The 18056-nt window shown below is 63.7% G+C and carries 18 protein-coding genes, 1 tRNA gene and 1 pseudogene; 11 read left to right on the top strand and 9 right to left on the bottom strand.

Features of this window, described 5'->3' with window-relative positions:
* Positions 1 to 177 precede the first annotated feature (177 nt).
* A tRNA-Ile gene (locus ACWPWO_RS07405) sits at positions 178 to 256 on the bottom strand.
* 244 nt (positions 257 to 500) lie between these two features.
* Between ACWPWO_RS07405 and glf the strand changes: the two genes are divergently transcribed.
* The 9 genes from glf to aqpZ all read left to right on the top strand — a co-directional run bounded on the left by glf (position 501) and on the right by aqpZ (position 8943).
* Positions 501 to 2798 (top strand): UDP-galactopyranose mutase, encoded by a 2298-nt coding sequence (gene glf, locus ACWPWO_RS07410; protein WP_454005613.1) that lies wholly within the window; start codon positions 501 to 503, stop codon positions 2796 to 2798.
* A gap of 18 nt (positions 2799 to 2816) precedes the next feature.
* A complete protein-coding gene (locus ACWPWO_RS07415; protein WP_454005615.1) occupies positions 2817 to 3977 on the top strand; it encodes a beta-glucosidase in 1161 nt (386 codons plus the stop codon).
* Between the two features lie 55 nt (positions 3978 to 4032).
* Positions 4033 to 4299: a hypothetical protein gene (locus tag ACWPWO_RS07420; protein WP_454005616.1), complete on the top strand. Its 267-nt coding sequence runs from the start codon at positions 4033 to 4035 to the stop codon at positions 4297 to 4299.
* 94 nt (positions 4300 to 4393) lie between these two features.
* Positions 4394 to 5011: a hypothetical protein gene (locus ACWPWO_RS07425; RefSeq protein ID WP_454005618.1), complete on the top strand. Its 618-nt coding sequence runs from the start codon at positions 4394 to 4396 to the stop codon at positions 5009 to 5011.
* Complete coding sequence (locus ACWPWO_RS07430; RefSeq protein WP_454006308.1) at positions 5008 to 5592, top strand: hypothetical protein; 585 nt, start codon at positions 5008 to 5010, stop codon at positions 5590 to 5592. The genes ACWPWO_RS07425 and ACWPWO_RS07430 overlap by 4 nt, the downstream gene beginning before the upstream one ends.
* A gap of 274 nt (positions 5593 to 5866) precedes the next feature.
* On the top strand, positions 5867 to 7015 hold the full coding sequence (locus ACWPWO_RS07435) for an MFS transporter (protein WP_454005619.1): 1149 nt from the start codon (positions 5867 to 5869) through the stop codon (positions 7013 to 7015).
* A gap of 175 nt (positions 7016 to 7190) precedes the next feature.
* Positions 7191 to 7949: a metalloprotease LoiP gene (loiP, locus tag ACWPWO_RS07440; protein ID WP_454005621.1), complete on the top strand. Its 759-nt coding sequence runs from the start codon at positions 7191 to 7193 to the stop codon at positions 7947 to 7949.
* Positions 7950 to 7963: 14 nt separating this feature from the next.
* A complete protein-coding gene (locus tag ACWPWO_RS07445) occupies positions 7964 to 8248 on the top strand; it encodes a hypothetical protein (RefSeq protein ID WP_454005623.1) in 285 nt (94 codons plus the stop codon).
* The gene (gene aqpZ / locus ACWPWO_RS07450; protein WP_454005625.1) at positions 8245 to 8943 is read left to right on the top strand and encodes an aquaporin Z; all 699 of its coding nucleotides are present in this window, start codon (positions 8245 to 8247) and stop codon (positions 8941 to 8943) included. Before ACWPWO_RS07445 ends, aqpZ begins: the two co-directional genes overlap by 4 nt.
* Positions 8944 to 9026: 83 nt before the next feature.
* Here aqpZ and ACWPWO_RS07455 read toward each other — a convergent pair.
* Positions 9027 to 10510, bottom strand: a pseudogene (locus tag ACWPWO_RS07455) (diguanylate cyclase domain-containing protein).
* 257 nt (positions 10511 to 10767) lie between these two features.
* Here ACWPWO_RS07455 and ACWPWO_RS07460 point away from each other — a divergent pair.
* Entirely contained in the window at positions 10768 to 11112 is a 345-nt protein-coding gene (locus tag ACWPWO_RS07460; RefSeq protein WP_454005627.1) for a DMT family protein, read from the top strand.
* A gap of 277 nt (positions 11113 to 11389) precedes the next feature.
* Here ACWPWO_RS07460 and ACWPWO_RS07465 read toward each other — a convergent pair whose 3' ends face one another.
* Together ACWPWO_RS07465 and ACWPWO_RS07470 are read right to left on the bottom strand one after the other, a co-directional pair.
* Positions 11390 to 12103, bottom strand: a complete 714-nt coding sequence (locus ACWPWO_RS07465) for a DUF4377 domain-containing protein (protein WP_454005629.1) — start codon at positions 12101 to 12103, stop codon at positions 11390 to 11392.
* A gap of 217 nt (positions 12104 to 12320) precedes the next feature.
* Positions 12321 to 13022 (bottom strand): tellurite resistance TerB family protein, encoded by a 702-nt coding sequence (locus ACWPWO_RS07470; protein ID WP_454005631.1) that lies wholly within the window; start codon positions 13020 to 13022, stop codon positions 12321 to 12323.
* 210 nt (positions 13023 to 13232) lie between these two features.
* Here ACWPWO_RS07470 and ACWPWO_RS07475 point away from each other — a divergent pair, with 210 nt between their 5' ends.
* Positions 13233 to 14381, top strand: a complete 1149-nt coding sequence (locus tag ACWPWO_RS07475) for an ABC transporter substrate-binding protein (protein ID WP_454005633.1) — start codon at positions 13233 to 13235, stop codon at positions 14379 to 14381.
* An 82-nt stretch (positions 14382 to 14463) separates the two neighbouring features.
* Here the strand turns inward: ACWPWO_RS07475 and ACWPWO_RS07480 are convergent, their stop codons facing one another.
* From ACWPWO_RS07480 to ACWPWO_RS07500, 5 genes are all read right to left on the bottom strand, one after another.
* The gene (locus tag ACWPWO_RS07480) at positions 14464 to 14700 is read right to left on the bottom strand and encodes a DUF3892 domain-containing protein (RefSeq protein WP_394065297.1); all 237 of its coding nucleotides are present in this window, start codon (positions 14698 to 14700) and stop codon (positions 14464 to 14466) included.
* Positions 14701 to 14818: 118 nt separating this feature from the next.
* Positions 14819 to 15511, bottom strand: coding sequence for a 3'-5' exonuclease (locus ACWPWO_RS07485; protein WP_394065298.1), 693 nt, complete (start codon positions 15509 to 15511; stop codon positions 14819 to 14821).
* 162 nt (positions 15512 to 15673) lie between these two features.
* Positions 15674 to 15898 carry a hypothetical protein gene (locus ACWPWO_RS07490; RefSeq protein ID WP_394065299.1) on the bottom strand — a complete coding sequence of 75 codons (225 nt, stop codon included), beginning with the start codon at positions 15896 to 15898 and terminating at the stop codon, positions 15674 to 15676.
* A 58-nt stretch (positions 15899 to 15956) separates the two neighbouring features.
* Positions 15957 to 17411 (bottom strand): diguanylate cyclase, encoded by a 1455-nt coding sequence (locus tag ACWPWO_RS07495; protein WP_454005635.1) that lies wholly within the window; start codon positions 17409 to 17411, stop codon positions 15957 to 15959.
* 158 nt (positions 17412 to 17569) lie between these two features.
* Positions 17570 to 17842, bottom strand: a complete 273-nt coding sequence (locus tag ACWPWO_RS07500) for a hypothetical protein (protein ID WP_454005637.1) — start codon at positions 17840 to 17842, stop codon at positions 17570 to 17572.
* Positions 17843 to 18056 lie beyond the last annotated feature (214 nt).

The raw sequence follows: 18056 nt of genomic DNA on the forward strand, positions 1-18056 counted from the left end.
TGAAACGCAGACCCCGGCCGGGCTGTGTTCAGCAGTTACAGCGCCGGCTCGATGCCGGCATCGGTTACAGACGCAAAAAAGCCCGCCACTGGGGCGAGCTCTCGTGGTGAGTGTCAAATTTTTCCCCACCGAAATTTTGCGCTGGTTCTCAGAAAGCCTGTAAACCCGCATGAATACTGGTGCCCCCCCCGTGAGTCGAACACGGCACCAACGGATTATGAGTCCGCTGCTCTAACCAGGCATGAGCTAGAGGGGCAGATCTGTGCGATCAAGTCGGCAATTATTGCACAAAGTCTTCCCCTTGTGCACAGCGTGTTTTCCGCAGTGCCTGGAGGCCTGCGTTCGCGCAGGGCCTTGGGAGCGCTATTTGCTGAAGCGTGCCCACCCAGGCCGTCCAGGCGCATCGCAGGCCTTTGCCGGCAGGGCGGGAGCTGCGGCTCTGCAGGACTGTCCGGGCGGCGTATTCCAGCACCAGATCCTATTTCTTCAAGGTGGAACTCATGAAACCGGCTACTTCCTTATTGGCGGGCGGCAGGCAGCCTGTGCTGTTGTGCTTTTCTCATCTGCGCTGGAATTTTGTCTATCAGCGACCGCAGCATCTCATCACGCGGTTCGCGCGCGACTACAGCGTGCTGTACTTCGAAGAGCCGCTCTTCGATGCCCGCCAGGATGAGCCGCACCTTGAGGAGCAGCAGCCCTGCGCGGGCCTGCGGGTCCTGGTGCCCCACCTGATGCCGGGGCAGGGCCGCGCGGCTGATGAGCGGGCGCTGCGCAGCTTGCTGGACGCCTACCTGGCAGCTCATCCGGCCAAAGAGCTGCACCTGTGGTACTACACGCCCATGAGCCTGGCTTTCTCCGAGCATCTGCAGCCTGTGACCGTGGTCTACGACTGCATGGACGAGCTGTCGGCATTCCATGGCGCGCCGCCGGAACTGATCGAACGCGAACGCCGATTGATGCGACGGGCCGACGTGGTGTTCACGGGCGGGCACAGCCTGTACGAGAGCAAGCGCAAGCTGCATTCCAATGTGCATCTGTTCCCCAGCAGCGTGGATGTGGATCATTTTGCCCGGGCGCGCGCGCCTGGGCCCGAGCCGGCGGACCAGGCAGGGATACCGGGTCCGCGCCTGGGCTTCTATGGCGTGCTGGACGAGCGTCTGGATACGGCTCTGCTCGATGAGCTGGCCGCCTTGCGGCCCGACTGGCATTTCGTGATGGTGGGGCCGGTGGTCAAGATCGATCCGGCCTGCCTGCCGCGCCGCCCGAACATCCATTACCTGGGCGCCAAGACCTACGAGACGCTGCCCGCCTACCTGGCGGGCTGGGACGTGGCCCTGATGCCTTTCGCCATGAACGAGTCCACGCGATTCATCAGCCCCACGAAAACGCCCGAGTATCTGGCCGGCGGACGCGCCGTGGTGTCCACCCCGGTTCCCGATGTGCTGCGCAGCTACGGCGATTGCGGGCTGGTGCACATAGCGGCCACGGCCGAGGAGTTCGTACAGGCCATCGAGCGCGAGTTGCCCCGCAGTCAGGATCGCGAGGTGCTGTGCCGGCAGGCCGACGCCATCCTGGCCAGCATGTCCTGGGACGATACCTGGCGCCGCATGCGGGACATCATGGCTCGCGTGCGGCGGCGCCGCACGCCGATCCGCCGCCGCTACGATTACCTGATCGTGGGCGCGGGCTTTGCGGGCAGCGTGCTGGCGGAGCGGCTGGCCGCCGGGCAGGGCAAGAAAGTGCTGGTGATCGACAAGCGTCCCCACATCGCGGGCAATGCCTATGATTACCATAACGAAGCCGGCATCCTGGTGCACAAGTACGGACCGCACATCTTCCATACGAACTGCGCGAAGGTGGTCGGCTACCTCTCCCGCTTCACCGATTGGCGCCCCTACGAGCATCGGGTCCTGGCCAGCGTCGACGGGAAGCTGGTGCCCATGCCCATCAACTTGACGACCTTGTCCCTGCTTTACGGGCGTCGCTTCACTCCCGGGGAGGCGACGGCCTTCCTGGCGGCCCGCGCGGAGCCCGTGGGACGTTTCAAGACGTCGGAGGACGTGGTTGTCGGAACGGTGGGTCGGGAACTGTACGAGAAGTTTTTCCGCGGCTATACCCGCAAGCAATGGGGGCTCGATCCCTCGCAACTGGACAGCTCCGTGACCTCTCGCGTGCCGACGCGCACCTCGCAAGACGACCGCTACTTCACGGATGCCTTCCAGTGCATGCCGCGGCGCGGCTATACGGCCATGTTCGAGAAGATGCTGGACCATCCCAATATCGAGGTCATGACCGGCACGGACTATGAGGATGTGCGGGACCTGGTGGATTTCGGGCACCTGATCTATTGCGGCCCGATCGATGAGTTCTTTGAATATTGCTATGGAAAGCTGCCTTACCGGTCGTTGCAGTTCCAGCACGAGACCCTGGAGCAGCCGCGTTTTCAACCGGTTGCCGTCGTCAACTGTCCCTCGGAGGACGTGCCGTACACGCGCATCACGGAGTACAAGTACCTGACCGGCCAACAGCATGACCGTACCAGCATCACTTACGAGTTCCCCAGCGCGCAGGGCGATCCCTATTATCCTGTGCCACGACCCGAAAATGCAGCCTTGTACCGGCGTTACCAGATGCTGGCCGACCGCAATCCCGGCGTGACCTTCGTGGGCCGGCTGGGGTCTTATCGTTACTACAACATGGACCAGGTGGTGGCTCAGGCGCTGTCGGTCTATGAGCGCCTGGCGCGGGGACGGAAGCAGGCGGCGCACGCGCAGCTCCAGCAGCAGTATGCAATGTGACCAGGGGTGCGGGAAGCCATGGATGAAACGGTATTTCACAGTTATTTCATGGGCGGCTTCGAATGTTCGACCAAGCAGCGCTCGGACGGAGTCCGCCTGGACCTGCTCGAAGGCACGAGGCATGCGCGCCATGCCTGTTCGGATTATCGGGCCATGCTCAGGCATGGCCTGGCGACCGTGCGCGACGGGTTGCGCTGGCACCTGATCGAAGCCAGCCCTTACCGGTTCGACTGGAGCAGCTTCCTGCCCATGTTGCGGGCCTCGGTGCAGGCGGGCGTCCAGCCCATCTGGGACTTGTGCCACTACGGCTGGCCGTCGCACATCGATATCTGGTCCGACGAATTTCCCGACCGCTTCGCGCGTTTCGCAGCGGCGGCAGCCAGGCTGGTGCGAGACGAAAGCGATGCACCCCCGCTTTACTGCCCCATCAACGAGATTTCGTTCTGGGCATGGGCGGGGAGCGATCTGCGCCTGTTCGCGCCCTGTGCCGGGGGCAGGGGGCCGGAGCTGAAGAGGCAGCTGGTGCGCAGCGCCGTGCGCGCCATACAGGCCATCAGGAACGTCGAACCGCGAGCGCGCTTTGTCCAGGCGGAGCCCGTCATTCATATTGTCGGCCAGCCGCCGCACAGCCAGGCCGAGGTCGAGGGCCTGCGTCTGGCGCAGTATGACGCGTGGGACATGCTGGCTGGCATGCGAGACCCGGAACTGGGAGGCGGGCCCGACTGCCTGGACATCCTGGGGGTGAATTACTACCCGTACAACCAGTGGTTCCATCTGGGTCCTCCGCTTGACCGCGGCGATCCCGCCTACCGGCCGTTCCGGCAATTGCTGGAGGAGACCTACAGGCGGTACGGCAGGCGCTTGATCGTGTCCGAGACGGGGGCTGAGGGAGACATGCTCAGGCCGTGGTTCCGCTACGTGTGCGACGAAGTCTGGGCCGCCCGGCAGCGAGGGGTGCCCGGGGACGGCGTCTGCCTCTATCCGGTCACCGACTATCCGGGTTGGGATGACGGCCGTCATTGTCCTTGTGGATTGCTTGGCTATCCCGACGAAGGCGGCGGGCGGCCGGTCAATAAAGAAATGGCCGCGGAGCTCGCCTTGCAGCAGCAGCGATTCGGCGCGCCGTCCCGGTTGCGCACATCTGGACATAAGGCGTTTCAAGCTAGCACTTATTTTTAGGCCTGCAGGGCCATACTAACCGTACCGCATGCTGCGGTATGACCAGGAGAAACCGATGGCACTTGAACAATCGACTGAAAAACTCAAAGGCGCGATCGATGAGGGCATGGACACGGCCGAGCAAGCTGGCCGGGAGTTCGCCGCCAGAAGCTCTGAAGTCGCTCAGCGTGCTCGCATCGTTGCACAGGATGCGGGTGAAGTGGGACGCGACGCCTTGGAAAGCGCGCTGGCTTGCGGCAAGGATGTCATCCGCGCCAACCCCATCACGGCCGTGGCCGTGGTTGCCGCTCTTGCCTATCTGTGCGGTCGCATGAAGTCGTGACGCCCGGCTCCCGCCGTAGCCCCGGCTCCGGCGGGGCCTGCCTGAACAGGCCGGCCCTGCATGGTTTTCACCGCTTCTGCGGGAGGGGGAGGCCGTGAGCGAACTGGCCCGGGCCCAGCAGGCGGTCTTGACCGCCCTGGTGCGCCATTCGACCTACAGTCACCGCGCGTCCACGGCGGCGGTCAATCGCGTCTGGAACGAGGTGGAGCAGATCGGCGAGGATGTGCTGGATGACCTGCCTGAATTGCTTGCGGCGCTGGGACCGGCCGAACGGCAGGCGTTCATTCATGAAGACCTGGAGGCGGCCGGCCTGCAGCCCTTGCTGGCGCGCATCGACCAGGCCGTGGCCGACATACAGGCCGTGGTCAGCCGCGAGTGGAGCAAGAGCGCCGCCGAGCTGGCCGCCTACGAAGCCGAGTATATGGGCAAGGTCCTGGAGCGGGCCGTGGACGGGCTGCCTCCTATAAAAGCGGATGGCGCACGCATCCAGGAGACGGCCCAGGCGACTCCCGTACAGGATGGCATCGTACAGGTCGAGGACCTGTTGGCGGAGATTGCCGCCCAGGCTAGGCTGCGGCTTGTGGGCGCCTTGCGCGAGGGCATGCAGGTGGGCAGGGCGGACAAGGACAGCGTCCGGCTGCTGCGGGCAGCGCCCGGCTGCGCTGGCGCAATGGGCTCTGGCAGCGGGGCAGGTTCGATGTGGAACGCATGATACGCACGGCGCGCCACCATGTCGCCATTACCGCGCATGAAGCCGTCTACGAACAGGCGGGAGTCAGGTATGTCGTGGTGACAGCCGTGCTGGACGGGCGTACCAGCAAATATTGCGCCGCCATGGACGGCGCCCTGTATCAGCGCGGCACGGCTTATCCGCGCCCGCCCTACCATATCCAGTGCCGCACGCAGCTGGTGCCCAGCTTTGACGGCAGCCTGGCCGGCAATCGGCCGTTCGTGCTGGCGCTCAAGGTGCGCGGCTCCTATCGCCTGGGCGAAGAAGGCGAGCGCGTGCCCCGGCCGGCGGCCTACCGGCCGGTGGAGCGGATGAGCCCGGCCCAACGCAGGAAGGCGGGGGTGAAGAGAGGTGAAGTCGGCCTGGAGACGAACTACAGCCGTTGGTTTTCTCGCCAGGATCCGCATTACCAGAAGGAATGGCTGGGACCCGCGCGCTACAAACTCTACAAAGAAGGGTATTACGAACTCGACCGTTTCGTGGACCCGCGGGGCAAGACCTACACGCTTGCCGAGCTGCGCGCCCGGGACGAGGAGACGTTCAAACGCCTTTTCGGCCAGTGAGTGCCGGGACGATATGCAGGAGGGGCGGGCATGCGGCCGCCGCGGGGCCATTTGAAAGCATGCTAGAATCAGCCGCAGCCCTTGCCGGGCCGGCGGCTTCATGCCGGAACGCTCCGGCACGCGCCTGTTTTTCTGCAATTTCTTCAGCGCCGCTTCTTGCAAGCGTTTCTTGCGCATTCAGGGATAACCGAAGCTCTGCCTCGAAACCCGATCGGTTTGTTCGGCCGTGTCGGGACGCCATGACATGGCCATTCACGTTCAGAGGATGGAGTGCATGGATCCCCGAATCTTTCTTTTCGCCCTGGCCACTTTCGTGACCGGCACCGCCGAAAACATCATCGTCGGCCTGGTGCTGGATGTGGCCGGCAGTCTTGACGTCTCCGTGGCGCTGGCCGGCCAGTTGACCGCGGTCTTTTCCATCAGCTTTGCCTTGACCGCGCCCTGGGCGCCCTTGCTGGCGGCGCGCCTGGAGCGCCGGCGGCTTTACCTGGGCGCGCTGGCGCTGTTCGTGGCCGGCAATGCGCTGGCTGCCTGCAGCCAGGTCTATGCGGTGCTGTTTGCCGCCCGGATCCTCATGGCCGGCGCCAGCGCCCTGGTCTGCGTGCTGGCCACCACCCTGGCCACCGAGCAGGTGGCGCCGGAGCTGCGCGGCCGCGCCATCGGCATCATATTCATGGGCATCAGCGGATCCCTGGTGCTGGGCGTGCCGGCGGGCATGCTGCTCAGTCAATGGAGTGGCTGGAGAGGCGTGTTCTGGGCGCTGGCCGCCGTGGCCGCCCTGGTGCTGCTGGCGTCCATGCTGTTCGTGCCGCGGGCGCGGCCCTCGGATGCGCCTCGCCTGTCCTACCGGCGCCATCTCGCCAATGGCCGCCTGGTGGCGGCGCAAGGCGTGTCGGTTCTGATGATCGCCGGGCATTTCGTCCTGTTCGCCTACCTGTTGCCTTACCTCGTGCATGCCGCCGACCTGGACGCCGCCGACGCGGCGTATGCCTTCGTGGCCTTCGGCGCGGCCGGCGTGGCCGGCGGCTATCTGGGCGGGCGGATTGCCGATCGGCTGCCGGCCGGGAAGGCGCTGGTGCTGGTGCCGGCGGCTTATTTGCTGGTATTGCTGATATTGCCCTGGCTGCTGAGCAGGTTTGGCTGGGCGGCAGCTCCCGTGGTCATGATCTGGAGCTGCATCAGCTGGATGATCTCGCCGGTGGTGCAGGGCTTTCTGCTGCGCACGGACGCGCCGACGGCCCAGGCGGGCATCAGCCTGAATTTCTCCGCGATGCACGTGGGGGTGGGCCTGGGCACCTTCGTGGGCGGCCTCACCCTGGATCGGTTCACCGTAGCTTACCTGCCAGCGGTCGCCGCCGTTCTTGCGGCCGGGGCCGCCTGCCTGGCAGTGGGCGCGGCCTGCCCGGGCCGCCGATCCGGATGAAATTCCGTTGAAAAGAAATCGGAACAGAAGATTGAATTTCCGCTGATTTTTCAATCCATTAAATATGTGAATAAATGTATACAATTTAATTGTTAAATATTGTTTTAAAAGATGGCCAGGACGCTCGGCGTCATTAAAATCCCCGTTCTGTTCAAACTGAAAAAAGGGAAGAGTGATGACTTTTCGTTTTGGTGCATTGGCTGCCGTATTGGCCGTGGCGGGTTTGACCGCCGGTTGCAAGACGATGGACGTGGGCGGCATGGTGGGTGCGGGCAGCAAGGCGCTGCAAGCCTACAACCTGTCTGATCAGGAAGTGATCGCCCTGTCCGATCAGTCCTGCAAGCAGATGGACGCACAGAACAAGGTGGCCAGCCCCAACAGCAAGTACAACAAGCGTCTGCAGCGCATCGTCAAGCCGCTGAGCAAGTCACTCAATGGCCAGACGCCGAACTTCAAGGTGTACCAGGTACAGGAAGTCAACGCCTGGGCCATGGCCAACGGCTGCATCCGCGTGTACGCCGGCCTGATGGACAAGATGAACGACGACGAGCTGCGCGGCGTGATCGGTCACGAAATGGGCCACGTCGAGCTGGGCCACAGCAAGAAAGCCATGCAGACCGCCTACGGCCTGTCGGCTGCGCGCGATCTGGCGGCCGCCTCGGGCAATGGCGTGGTCACGCAGCTGAACTCCAGCCAGTTGGGCGAGCTCACCGAGGCCTTGCTGAACGCGCAATTCTCCCAGTCCCAGGAATCGGCCGCGGACGATTACGCCTTCGATCTGCTGACCGAGCGCAAGCTCAAGACCCAGGGCCTGGTGACGGCCTTTGAAAAACTGGCCGAGCTGGATGGTGGCGAAAGCAGCGTGATGAGCTCGCACCCCGGTTCCACGGAGCGCGCCCAGCGCATGCAGCAGCGCATCGACGCCGCCAAGTAAGGCGCCCGTCCTGCTTGAAGAAACGCCCGCGACGCGGGCGTTTTTTTATTGCATCAAATGCGGAACGCCTTGAAAAAAAATGGCCTGCTTCAATTCGCGTTTTATTTTTCTTTCTTGCTTTTTCGGGTCCCAAAAATAGCAATGGCGACAATGTTTTGCGCCGCATCTGTTTGGAGTCCGGGCTGATCCGCCCATTCGCCAAGGGCTTGTCAATTATTGAAGATTGCTCCATGGACAGGCGCAAACGGGGCTGTCTAGAATTCGTTCTACTTTTTATTGATGAGGGCAGGCGGCCATGACTTTGACGAAACGTTGCAGTGCGGAATTCTTTGGGACTTTCTGGCTGGTTTTTGGCGGCTGCGGCAGCGCGATCTTTGCCGCGGCCTACCCGGAACTGGGCATAGGCTTTGCCGGCGTGGCCCTGGCCTTCGGCCTGACCTTGCTGACCATGTGCTATGCCATCGGGTCCATCTCGGGCTGCCACATCAATCCGGCCGTGACTGTCGGCCTGGTGGCGGGCGGTCGTTTTCCGGCTCGCGAACTGGTGCCTTACGTGGTGGCCCAGGTGCTGGGCGGATTGGCGGCCGGCGCGGTGCTCTACCTGATCGCCAGCGGCAAGGCTGGTTTCGACGTATCCGCGGGCTTTGCCTCCAACGGGTACGGCGCGCATTCGCCCGACGGCTATCCGCTGGCTTCCGCCCTGGTTGCCGAAGTGGTGCTGACGGCATTTTTCCTGTTCATCATCATGGGCGCCACCCACAAGCGCGGCCACGCCGGCCTGGCGGGCGTGGCCATCGGTCTGGCCCTGACGCTGATCCACCTGATCAGCATCCCCATCACCAACACCTCGGTCAATCCGGCACGCTCCACCGGCGTGGCGCTGTTCCAGGGCAGCTGGGCCATCGACCAGCTCTGGCTGTTCTGGCTGGCGCCCAATGTCGGGGGCGTGCTTGGGGCTCTGGTGTTCCGCGCCTTGCAGTCCGACGAGGCGTAAGCGCCGCGGGCTGCGGCTTTCTGAGCCGCATCGCCGATGAACGGGTCCGGGCCGTATGCGCCCGGGCCCGTTTTTCGTGGTTTTCAAGCCTGGCGGCGGTTGCGGGCGGTTTTCTCGTAGTAGTCGCGCTTGGCGTCGTACATGCGCTGGTCGGCCAGGCGCAGCACGGCTTCCAGGCAGTTGGGCTCGTGCGCCGTCGCTGCGCCGATCGACAGGGCGATCTTCGGGCCGCTGTAGAACTGATTGTTCAGTTCGGCCAGCTTGCCGATGTTCTCGGCCAGGGCGTGGGCCGCGGCCTCGTCGGCGCCGGGCATCAGGATGATGAATTCGTCTCCGCCCACGCGGGCGGCGTGCCAGGGTTTGTCCACGGCCTGCAGCAGCACCTCGCCCACGCGCTGCAGCAGGGCGTCGCCGCTGATGTGGCCCAGGCTGTCATTGGTCTCCTTCAGGTGATTCAGGTCCAGCACCATGACGGAGGTGGGCAGGATGTTCTTGCGGCTCAGGCGGTTGAGCTCATCCACGTAAAAGGAGCGATTCTTGAGCTTGGTCAGCACATCGTGCTTGCCCAGGTACTCCAGGTAGGTCTCGGCCTTCTTGCGGGCGGTGATGTCGGTCAGGGCCAGCAGCACCTGGTTCCAGTTGTCTTCATGACCCTGGAATACGGAGAACTGCAGGTGGATGTTCAGCGGCGTGCCGTCCAGGGTGTGGTTGAGCACTTCGCGCTGCTGCAGCAGGCGCCCTTCCCATAGATCGATCAGCTGCTCGCGGAAGCTGGGAATCATTTCCTCCCGGAACACCTCGGGCAGGCGTGTCAGCAGTTCATCCCTGCTGCCGGCCTTGAACATGTCCAGGGTGTATTGGTTGACGTCCAGCACCTTGATCTCCGCCATGCAGCGCTCCACGAATTCAGGGTGTACGTCGGTGAAGGTGCGCAGGTCCGTGATGCCGTGGCTGCGCAGTTCATCGAGCAGGCCGCGTATGGTGCTGAAGTCTTCCACCCACAGGGAGACGGGCGCCTGTTGGAACAGGCTCAGCGCATGCAGGGCGCTGTCGCGGGCGCGGCGCCGGGCCTGTTCCAGTTCGCTCACGTCTTCGATGACCACCAGCACGCGGTCGCCATGGCGTTCGTGGGCGGGCAGCAGCACGCCCTTGAGCAGGATGTCCAGGCGCCGGCCGTCCAGCGTGTAGTTGACGCTGCGGCCCTGGAAGCGCGCCGCCCGGACCAGAGTTGCAGCAGTTCCTGGATGAGGGACTCGAACGTATCGCCGCGCAGCACTTCGTCGAGCCTCTCGGATAGTTCGTCGACGCTGCCAGCGGCGTACAGCGCCAGGGTGGCGGGGTTCACATGCAGCAGCCGGATGCGCGCCGAGCACTGTGCCGCCAGCTGAGGGCGAGCTTGCAGGAAAGCGCCCAGATCGCTTATGCCTTGCGCCCGCCATTGGTCAAACAATTCAAAGACGCCGCTGTAATCCTCCAGCCACATGGATACGGGGGAAGCGTCAAAGAGGGTCAGGGAAGCGTCGAAGCCCGGGGTGAGGGCTGGAGTGGTCCGGAGGGGAAGTGGCATGATGGCGCGCGGAAAGAGGAGTCGCCTAGCCGTAAGGCGGCAAATGCGACAAATAGTAGCGTGCAGTCGGGGTCTATGGAAGGGGGCATGCCTATGTCCAGGCCGGCGGGTGCCCGAGTGTTGCGCAGAGGGGAGGGAGCGCATGTTGATCGCCTGGCTGGCCGGACACATGGATGTGCCTGGCGGCGTTCGAGCTCCAGTAGCGCTACACTGGCGCGGTCGCGGCCCCGGCCGCCTGTCTCGCGTATATGTGGAACATGGCCAAGATCCTGCCCATTCTGATGCTGCTGGCATCCAACGTGTTCATGACCATCGCCTGGTATGGACATCTGAAGTTTCCTCACAGCCCTTTGCTCAAGGTCGTCCTGCTCAGCTGGGGCATCGCCCTGGTGGAGTATTGCCTGGCCGTGCCCGCCAATCGTCTGGGGCATACGGTCTACACGGCCGCCCAGCTCAAGACCATCCAGGAGGTCATCACGCTGGCGGTTTTCGCCGTGTTTTCGGTGCTCTACCTGAAAGAGAGCTTCACCCTCAACCATCTGGTGGGGTTCGCCCTGATCTGCGCCGGGGCCTTTTTTGTGTTCTATGGGCCGTTGAAGTAGGGCGCCAGCTGGCGGCGGGCGAAAAAAAGTCCCCCAAATCATGGGGGACCTGAAGCCGGACGTACGGGGAGGTGAATGCTTACGCCCGGGATGTATTCATACTAAGGGCATCCAGCCCTCCGGCGGTGTGTCCGAAGCGGGCATTGCGTAACCGTTTATGGCCATTGCCACTGTTTCCCTCGGCTTTGTACTGTATGGTTACCATATCGTGTCGGCGGGTGTCGCAGGCCATGAAAAAACCGGCCCGCAGGCCGGTTGGGGCTGAGCGCCAGAGTGCTCAGGGCTGTACGACCTCGCTCTCCACGACCATGTCCAGCACGTCGGCATGCTTGGAGGCGTCCGCAGGAACGTTCTTCAAGGTGTAGCGGTTGACCCGCAGCACGTTGCGCACCCCAGGTTCGTGGGTGTAGCCCTCGATGTCGCCGTAGTAGTACATCCATTGGCCGGTATGGGTCTTGACGCCATTGCCGTCATACTGGATCTCGCGCACCTTCAGGCACTGGTAATTGGGCATCAGCGGATGCGAGCAGGCTTCGCGCTGCGGCGCCACTTCCAGAAAGACGCGTTCGGGCTCGCTGCCGTAGCGCGTGGATGCGGTAGGCTCGCCCTTCATGCGCCATTTGGTGCCGTCCTGGAAGGTCAGGGTCAGGACGGGCGCCGGATTGTCAGGCGCGGAGTCGGCCTTGGCCATGCTCCAGTCGGTTGCGGTCGGCAGCAGTTGACCCACGGCATGTTCGTCGCGCATCAGCTTTTCGTCGGCGCAGGCCTTCATGGTGCTTACCGGGTGCGTGATGCTGATCCTGGAGCCGTTGACGACATAGCCGCCGCTGAGCAGGTTGCACAGGCCGTCCACGGACACCTGGCGGTCCGTGAAGTTCAGGGTCACCTGCTTGCCGTCCGCGCCCGGGATGGCGGGCAGCGGCTGCCCATCCTTGCCGGTGGCCGCGAACAGGCGCCAGTGATAGGCCTCAAGGGAAATCTCTTTGTCCATTTGACGTTTCGAAATAGGGGCGTCAGACGCGGTTTGCGGAGCCGTGCAGGCGACCAGACCCATTAATGCCAGCGAGCTGGCAGCCAAAGTCAGTGTTTTTTTCATGGGTTTCTTCCTTGTTGAGTCATCAGGACGGGTGAAGCATGCACCCGGGAGAAAAACAGGCATGCATTGTGGGCGGCTCATGGGCCCCCTGACAAGCCTTCTTGACCATGTCTTACGTTTGCGCCTCCGACTGCAGTTGATTCTCCAGACTCTTGCGCAGGGAGTCCGGCAGGGACATCAGGCGCGCCAGCTCGTCCAGGTAGGCGCGTTCCATATAGCTTTGCTCGTCGATGACCAGCAGGCTGGCCAGGTAGATCTCGGCCGCCAGTTCCGGCGTCTGGGCCAGGCTGGCCACAGCTTGCGGATCCACGGGCTTGAGCAGTTCCTTTGATAGCCACAGCCGCGCCTGCTCGGGAGCGGAGAGCTTGGCGATTTCGTTTTCGATCAACTGGCGTTCGGGCTCGCCCATGTGCCCGTCGGCCTTGGCGGCGGACACCAGGGCCGCCAGAATCACCATGGCGTGGGTGTCGGCCGCGTTGGAGGGGGCGTTCTGCACGGGCAATGGCGCCGGCGGCACCGCCTGCACGGGCACGGGTTCCAGGCGCTGGCCGGCGTTCTGTTCCTGCCAGTTCTGGTAGACCTTCAGGGCCAGTGCGCCCAGGGCCGCCGCTCCGCCGTAGCCGGCCATGGATCTGCCCATCTTGCGGAATTTCTTGTTCCCCAGCAGCAGGCCCAGCAGGCCGCCAACGACGGCGCCGCCGCCAAAGCCGCCGGCCTGCTCAGCCAGCTTCCCGCCCAGGCCGCGCTCCTGCCGATCGGGATCGGTGCTCTGGCTGTTTTGCAGGATCTGTTGCAGCAGTTGCTGAAGTGACATGGGATGCCTTTCGCAGTAATAAACAGTAGGCTAGTTATAAACTACTTTCCCAGGGGCTCCGGTCCGCAATTGTAAGCAGACCTGGCCAAAGTCCCGGCTTTGCGCACCCGGTGCCGGACTGAATTTGGTATCTTATGCGCTGATCCGTTCATAGAGGCGTGCGCGCCGATTTTTAGGGGAAAGGGCCGCGCCGTCGGCTCCACGAAAACCATGAAGCTGACTCGAACTTTACTTGCCGCATCCGTCCTGCTGGCCGCCGCGGCTGCGCCGGCCCACTCCCAGGTCAAGATCGGAGTGATCGCTTCGGCCCCCGGGCCGACGGCGGTGGTGGGGCTGCCGCAGCGCAATGCGGTGCCTCTTCTGCCCGCCAAGGTCGGCGACCTGAGCGCGGAGTACGTGTCCATGGACGACGCCAGCGATCCCAACCAGACGGCGACCTTGTTCAAGAAGATGATCTCCGAGGACAAGATCGACGCCCTGATCGGGCCCACCGGGTCGCCCAACGCCATGGGCATCATCCAATTCGCCGCCGATTCCGGCACGCCCGTGCTGGCTCCGGTGGGGGCGGCCTCCGTGGTGCTGCCCATGACGCCGGAGAAGAAGTGGGTGTTCAAGACCACGCAGAACGACGACATCATTGCCGCCGCGCTGGTCAAGCACATGGTCGAACACGGAGTCAAGACCGCCGCCTTCCTGGGCTTCAACGACGCCTATGGTGAAAGCTGGCTGAATGTCTTCAAGGATCTGGCCGCCAGGAACAACATCCAGATCGTGGCCACCGAGCGCTATGTGCGTTCGGACACCTCGGTGACGGGCCAGGCGCTGAAGATCTTTGCGGCCAAGCCTGACGCCGTGCTGGTGGCGGGCACCGGGGCGGCGGCCGTGCTGCCGCAGGTCACGCTGGTCAAGCAGGGCTACAAGGGGCAGATCTACCAGACCCACGGCGCGGCGCTGCCGGCCTTCCTGCAACTGGGCGGCGCCCAGGTGGAGGGCACGGTGCTGGCCGCCAGCCTGATGCTGGTGCTGCCCGAGATCGCCGACAGCAATCCGTCCAAGCCCATTGCGCAGGACTACATCCAGCGCTACACCGCCAAGTACGGCACGGCCCCGGCCACCTTCGGCGCCAATGTCTACGATGCCGGCCTGCTGCTGGAAAAAGCGATTCCGCAGGCGGCGGCCAAGGCCAAGCCGGGCACGCCCGAGTTCCGCGCCGCCTTGCGCGACGCCCTGGAACAGACGCGCGAACTGGTGGCCACGCAGGGGGTCTACAATATGTCGCCCGAGGATCACAGCGGCTTTGACGAGCGCGGGCGAGAGCTGATCACCGTGCGCGACGGCCAGTGGCGCTTGGTCAAGTAAAAAGCGCAGGTCCACGAAAAAACGCGGCCAGGCCGCGTTTTTTTGCTTCGGATGGAATGCCCCGCCGCGGGGCGGATCATGGTCAACCCGGGCTGGCCGGCAGGCTCAGCAGGAAATGAGGTTCCTCGCCTTCGATCTCGGTTTTCAGGTATTTGGCGCCGAAGCGGCTGAGCGCCACCACGAGCTTGGCCGGGACGCCATGCAGAGTGATGTAGTAATCCTCCAGGCCTTGCTCGATGCGTTGTACGACCTCAGGCTGCGAACGTTGCCAGCCTGCTCCCCCCAGATACGTGATGCGTTCGTAGGGGTCCCGACTCATATCTTTCGTGACGTATGAAACCTCGGTCATTTGCCACCTCATGAAGTGCTTGCAGGGACTTCTATGGTTGGGCAAAAACGCCCGCCGCTCCATTAGGGATATCGCGAGGCTGTCCGGTTCAGGCCTGGCCTTTCAGCGCCTTGATCAGGTAGGGGTCCAGGTCGGGCTGGCGCAGCAGCCAGTTCTTGTAGTCCTGCGGCACGTCGGCGATCGCCATGCCCTTGTGCTTGCCAAAGCGCAGCACGGTGGGGATGCGGGCTTTTTCCGACAGTTGCCAGAGCTGCTCCCAGGTGTGGACGTTCTGGGTATGGCTCAGGAGAAACTGCAGCAGCGACAGGCAGTTGCGCACGTCCGCCAAGGCGGAGTGGGCCTGGCGCAACCGCTCGCGCGCATTGGCGCGATCAATATGGTAGATCAGCGCGGACTGGCTGTAGCTGTCCAGTCCGGGCAGCAGGTGGCGGGCCAGCGCCAAGGTGCAGATGCGCTTGATCTCCGGGCGACCGGCGCAGCCCCAATCGTAGTCCACGTTGTGGCCTATCAGGTACTGGGTGTCCGCCGGCAGGGCGAAGTCGGTGTGCGGAGGGCAGTCTTGCAGTTCTTCGTCGTAGATGTGATGCGTGGCCAGTGCGCCCAGAGCGATGGCTTCATCGGGGCGGTAGCGTTGCTCGAATTCTTCGTCGACGAGCAGGAAGACGGGGTCGCTCAGGCGCAGCCAGGCGGCTTCGATGATCTGCGGCTGGGCGGTGCCGGTGGTTTCGGTGTCAAACAGCAGGGCGGACATACGGGAACGGGTAACAGGCAAAGCAGTCATGGTAGTTCATGCGCTGCGCTTTGCCTACACGGCGCAGGCGCTGGTCAAGCGGTGACGGGAGCGATGCGGGCCGCCGCGAGGCCTTGCTCCTGGCTGGCCCCGGGGCTCCGGCGGGAGATTCTCCCCAGGGTTACCCACATTTTTTGTGGATAAGTGCGGTTTCTACAGCGGTTTGAGCCGGAAACCTTCAGGCACGCCCCAGCGGTTGGTGCGCAATAGCCAATGTGTCTGGCAGCGCTGACAGCGATACTGGGTTTCGTGAGAGCCGTCGCGGGCGGGCGGATGCAGGCCGAGCAGGCGCAGATCGGCATGCGGTTCCGCCGTGGCCAGTCCTTGCGGCAATTGCAGGCAGGCTTCGCACAAGGTCGAGCTTTGAACCTGGGGCATGTACGCCTCTGTTATGTTTCCTATTGATACACAAGTATCATGCCCGTTACGGAAACAGTCAAGCGTCCGCTGCGGGACCCGGCCAGTCGAAGGAATGGCTGCGGTCGCGGCCGGCGTGCTTGGCCCGGTAAAGGGCCTTGTCCGCCTGGCGCAGCAAGGCCTTCAGGTCGGGCGTGTCGGCTCCCAGCGTGGCAACCCCCAGGCTGGCGGTCAGCGCCAGTTCTTGCCCGTCCTCGAGCAGCACGGGTTCGCGGGCAACGCTCTGGCGCACGCGCTCCGCCACCGCATGGGCCTGCATGGGACTGCAGTCTGGCAACAGGATGCCGAACTCCTCGCCGCCGAGCCGGCCGCACAGATCGGTATCGCGCAGCGCGGTCTGGATGCGGTGCGCCACGGCCACCAGGGCCTGGTCGCCGGCATGATGTCCATGCGTATCGTTGACCGGCTTGAAATGGTCTATGTCCAGCAGCAGCGCGCTGACCGGCGCATGGCTCAGCCTGCACCGGATCAGCAGGGCCTGGCCTTGCTGGTGGAAGGCGGGCTTGTTGAGCATGCCGGTCAGTGCGTCGTACAGGGCCAGGCGCTGCAATTTTTCCACTGCTTCGTTGCGTGCGGCCATGATGCAGGCGGCGGTGATGGGCGCCAGCGCGATGGAGGCGATGCCGATGCGGATGGACAGCGAATTCAACGAAGACGAGGAGGCATCGGGCAACAGGCCGGCTGCCTGCCACACCGCGAACAGGGACCACAGAACGTAGAGAAGGGTGAGCAGGGCGGTGCCGAACAGCGGATAGCTCAACGCGCACCACAGCAAGGGAAGCACGGGGAAGGCCAGCGAGCCCGGCCCGCCGATGAACAGGCTCAGCAGGCAACTGAGCAGCAGCAGGGCGGCGGGCGCCAGATCCGCCAGCGTCAGGGTGTGGGGCTCGTTCCAGTATTGACGCAGACGCTTCAGGGGCTCGGGCGGCGCAGCCAGGAGCACGGGCAGGATCGCCGTGTAGGTGAGCAATCCCGTGATCAGCCAGGAAAGGCTGGCCGAGAGCAGGTCCTGCCGGGTGTACAGATGATGGGCCAGTCCGCCGGGCAATGACGAGGCGAAGGAGGCCAGCGCACAGTAGGCGACCGGCGCCAGAATGGCCTGGGGACGGCGCAGCGACAGGTCCACATAGGGGCTGCGAGTCAGCAGGCGGTAAGCGAGGCCCAAGCTGAGCATATTGGCTCCCGCCAGCATGGTCGAGATGAGGACGGGGCTTTGATTGCTCAGTTCGGCGCATAGATAGCTCAGGGCGACAGCCAGCCAGTAGACGGGGCGGGCGCCCCAGTCGCGATGGCGCAGGAATAGTCCCAGTGCGATGGCATCGGACGGCCAGAAGGTCGCCAGCATGTCGTGGCGCCGCGTGGATATGCCCAGCAGCGTCAGCATGTAGATCAGTCCGAACAGGCAAAGACCGGTGAGGATGGTCTGGCGCCAGGGAGGACGTAACCAGGGAAGTTGCGTCGAAATAAAACCCATTGCCATTTACGCGCGCGCGTGTGAAAGACGCCTGGCAGCGCCGGGTAAGTTTTAAGCCGCAACTATTGTAAGTCGAAACCGGAAGATTTTTTACGGTTTGTAATATTTGGTGCCGTTAAAGGAAGGGGGCGGGCGGCGCGGAGCGCCGCCACGGGCCATCAGTTCAGATGATGGCCGGCGTGGCGCGGGGCCACGTGATGCACGTCCTGCAGGCGGAAGCGGAACCGTACCTTGGGACCCTGGCCTTCGGTCAGGCTGTCGGCCGTGTAGGTGGTGCAGCCATGCACTGGCGAGCTGAAAATGACGGTGCCAGCCATGCGCGGGCCGTTCTTGGGTTGCAGATAGACCGTGTCGCCGATGCGGATGTCGGTCTTGTTCAGGGTGATATGGTCGGGACGCGAAATCAAACCGGTTGGATAGATGTTCTTCATGTATTTTTTCCTTTTCGTATGGCGCCATTACATCGTGTTCTTGTTGAAGTTTTATGACACCGGGACGGACCGCGCTCTGGTGAGCAAACAGGCCTCATGCTTTAAAAATCCGCCTGAAAGGCGGACGCAGGCCGGCAACAGGACCGATGCGACGCATCGATGCGGCAGGCGGTCTCGTGTTGGGTCGGGAGCGCCGGTTGCACAGCTGGTTTTG

Source organism: Alcaligenes sp. Marseille-Q7550 (genome assembly GCF_965112015.1).

Excerpts from the sequence above, each read along its gene's own strand:
- glf (WP_454005613.1), top strand. The coding sequence starts at position 501 with ATGAAACCGGCTACTTCCTTATTGGCGGGCGGCAGGCAGCCTGTGCTG.
- ACWPWO_RS07415 (WP_454005615.1), top strand. The coding sequence starts at position 2,817 with ATGGATGAAACGGTATTTCACAGTTATTTCATGGGCGGCTTCGAATGT.
- ACWPWO_RS07420 (WP_454005616.1), top strand. The coding sequence starts at position 4,033 with ATGGCACTTGAACAATCGACTGAAAAACTCAAAGGCGCGATCGATGAG.
- ACWPWO_RS07430 (WP_454006308.1), top strand. The coding sequence starts at position 5,008 with ATGATACGCACGGCGCGCCACCATGTCGCCATTACCGCGCATGAAGCC.
- ACWPWO_RS07435 (WP_454005619.1), top strand. The coding sequence starts at position 5,867 with ATGGATCCCCGAATCTTTCTTTTCGCCCTGGCCACTTTCGTGACCGGC.
- loiP (WP_454005621.1), top strand. The coding sequence starts at position 7,191 with ATGACTTTTCGTTTTGGTGCATTGGCTGCCGTATTGGCCGTGGCGGGT.
- aqpZ (WP_454005625.1), top strand. The coding sequence starts at position 8,245 with ATGACTTTGACGAAACGTTGCAGTGCGGAATTCTTTGGGACTTTCTGG.
- ACWPWO_RS07460 (WP_454005627.1), top strand. The coding sequence starts at position 10,768 with ATGGCCAAGATCCTGCCCATTCTGATGCTGCTGGCATCCAACGTGTTC.
- ACWPWO_RS07465 (WP_454005629.1), bottom strand. The coding sequence starts at position 12,103 with ATGGACAAAGAGATTTCCCTTGAGGCCTATCACTGGCGCCTGTTCGCG.
- ACWPWO_RS07470 (WP_454005631.1), bottom strand. The coding sequence starts at position 13,022 with ATGTCACTTCAGCAACTGCTGCAACAGATCCTGCAAAACAGCCAGAGC.
- ACWPWO_RS07475 (WP_454005633.1), top strand. The coding sequence starts at position 13,233 with ATGAAGCTGACTCGAACTTTACTTGCCGCATCCGTCCTGCTGGCCGCC.
- ACWPWO_RS07480 (WP_394065297.1), bottom strand. The coding sequence starts at position 14,700 with ATGAGTCGGGACCCCTACGAACGCATCACGTATCTGGGGGGAGCAGGC.
- ACWPWO_RS07485 (WP_394065298.1), bottom strand. The coding sequence starts at position 15,511 with ATGACTGCTTTGCCTGTTACCCGTTCCCGTATGTCCGCCCTGCTGTTT.
- ACWPWO_RS07490 (WP_394065299.1), bottom strand. The coding sequence starts at position 15,898 with ATGCCCCAGGTTCAAAGCTCGACCTTGTGCGAAGCCTGCCTGCAATTG.
- ACWPWO_RS07495 (WP_454005635.1), bottom strand. The coding sequence starts at position 17,411 with ATGGGTTTTATTTCGACGCAACTTCCCTGGTTACGTCCTCCCTGGCGC.
- ACWPWO_RS07500 (WP_454005637.1), bottom strand. The coding sequence starts at position 17,842 with ATGAAGAACATCTATCCAACCGGTTTGATTTCGCGTCCCGACCATATC.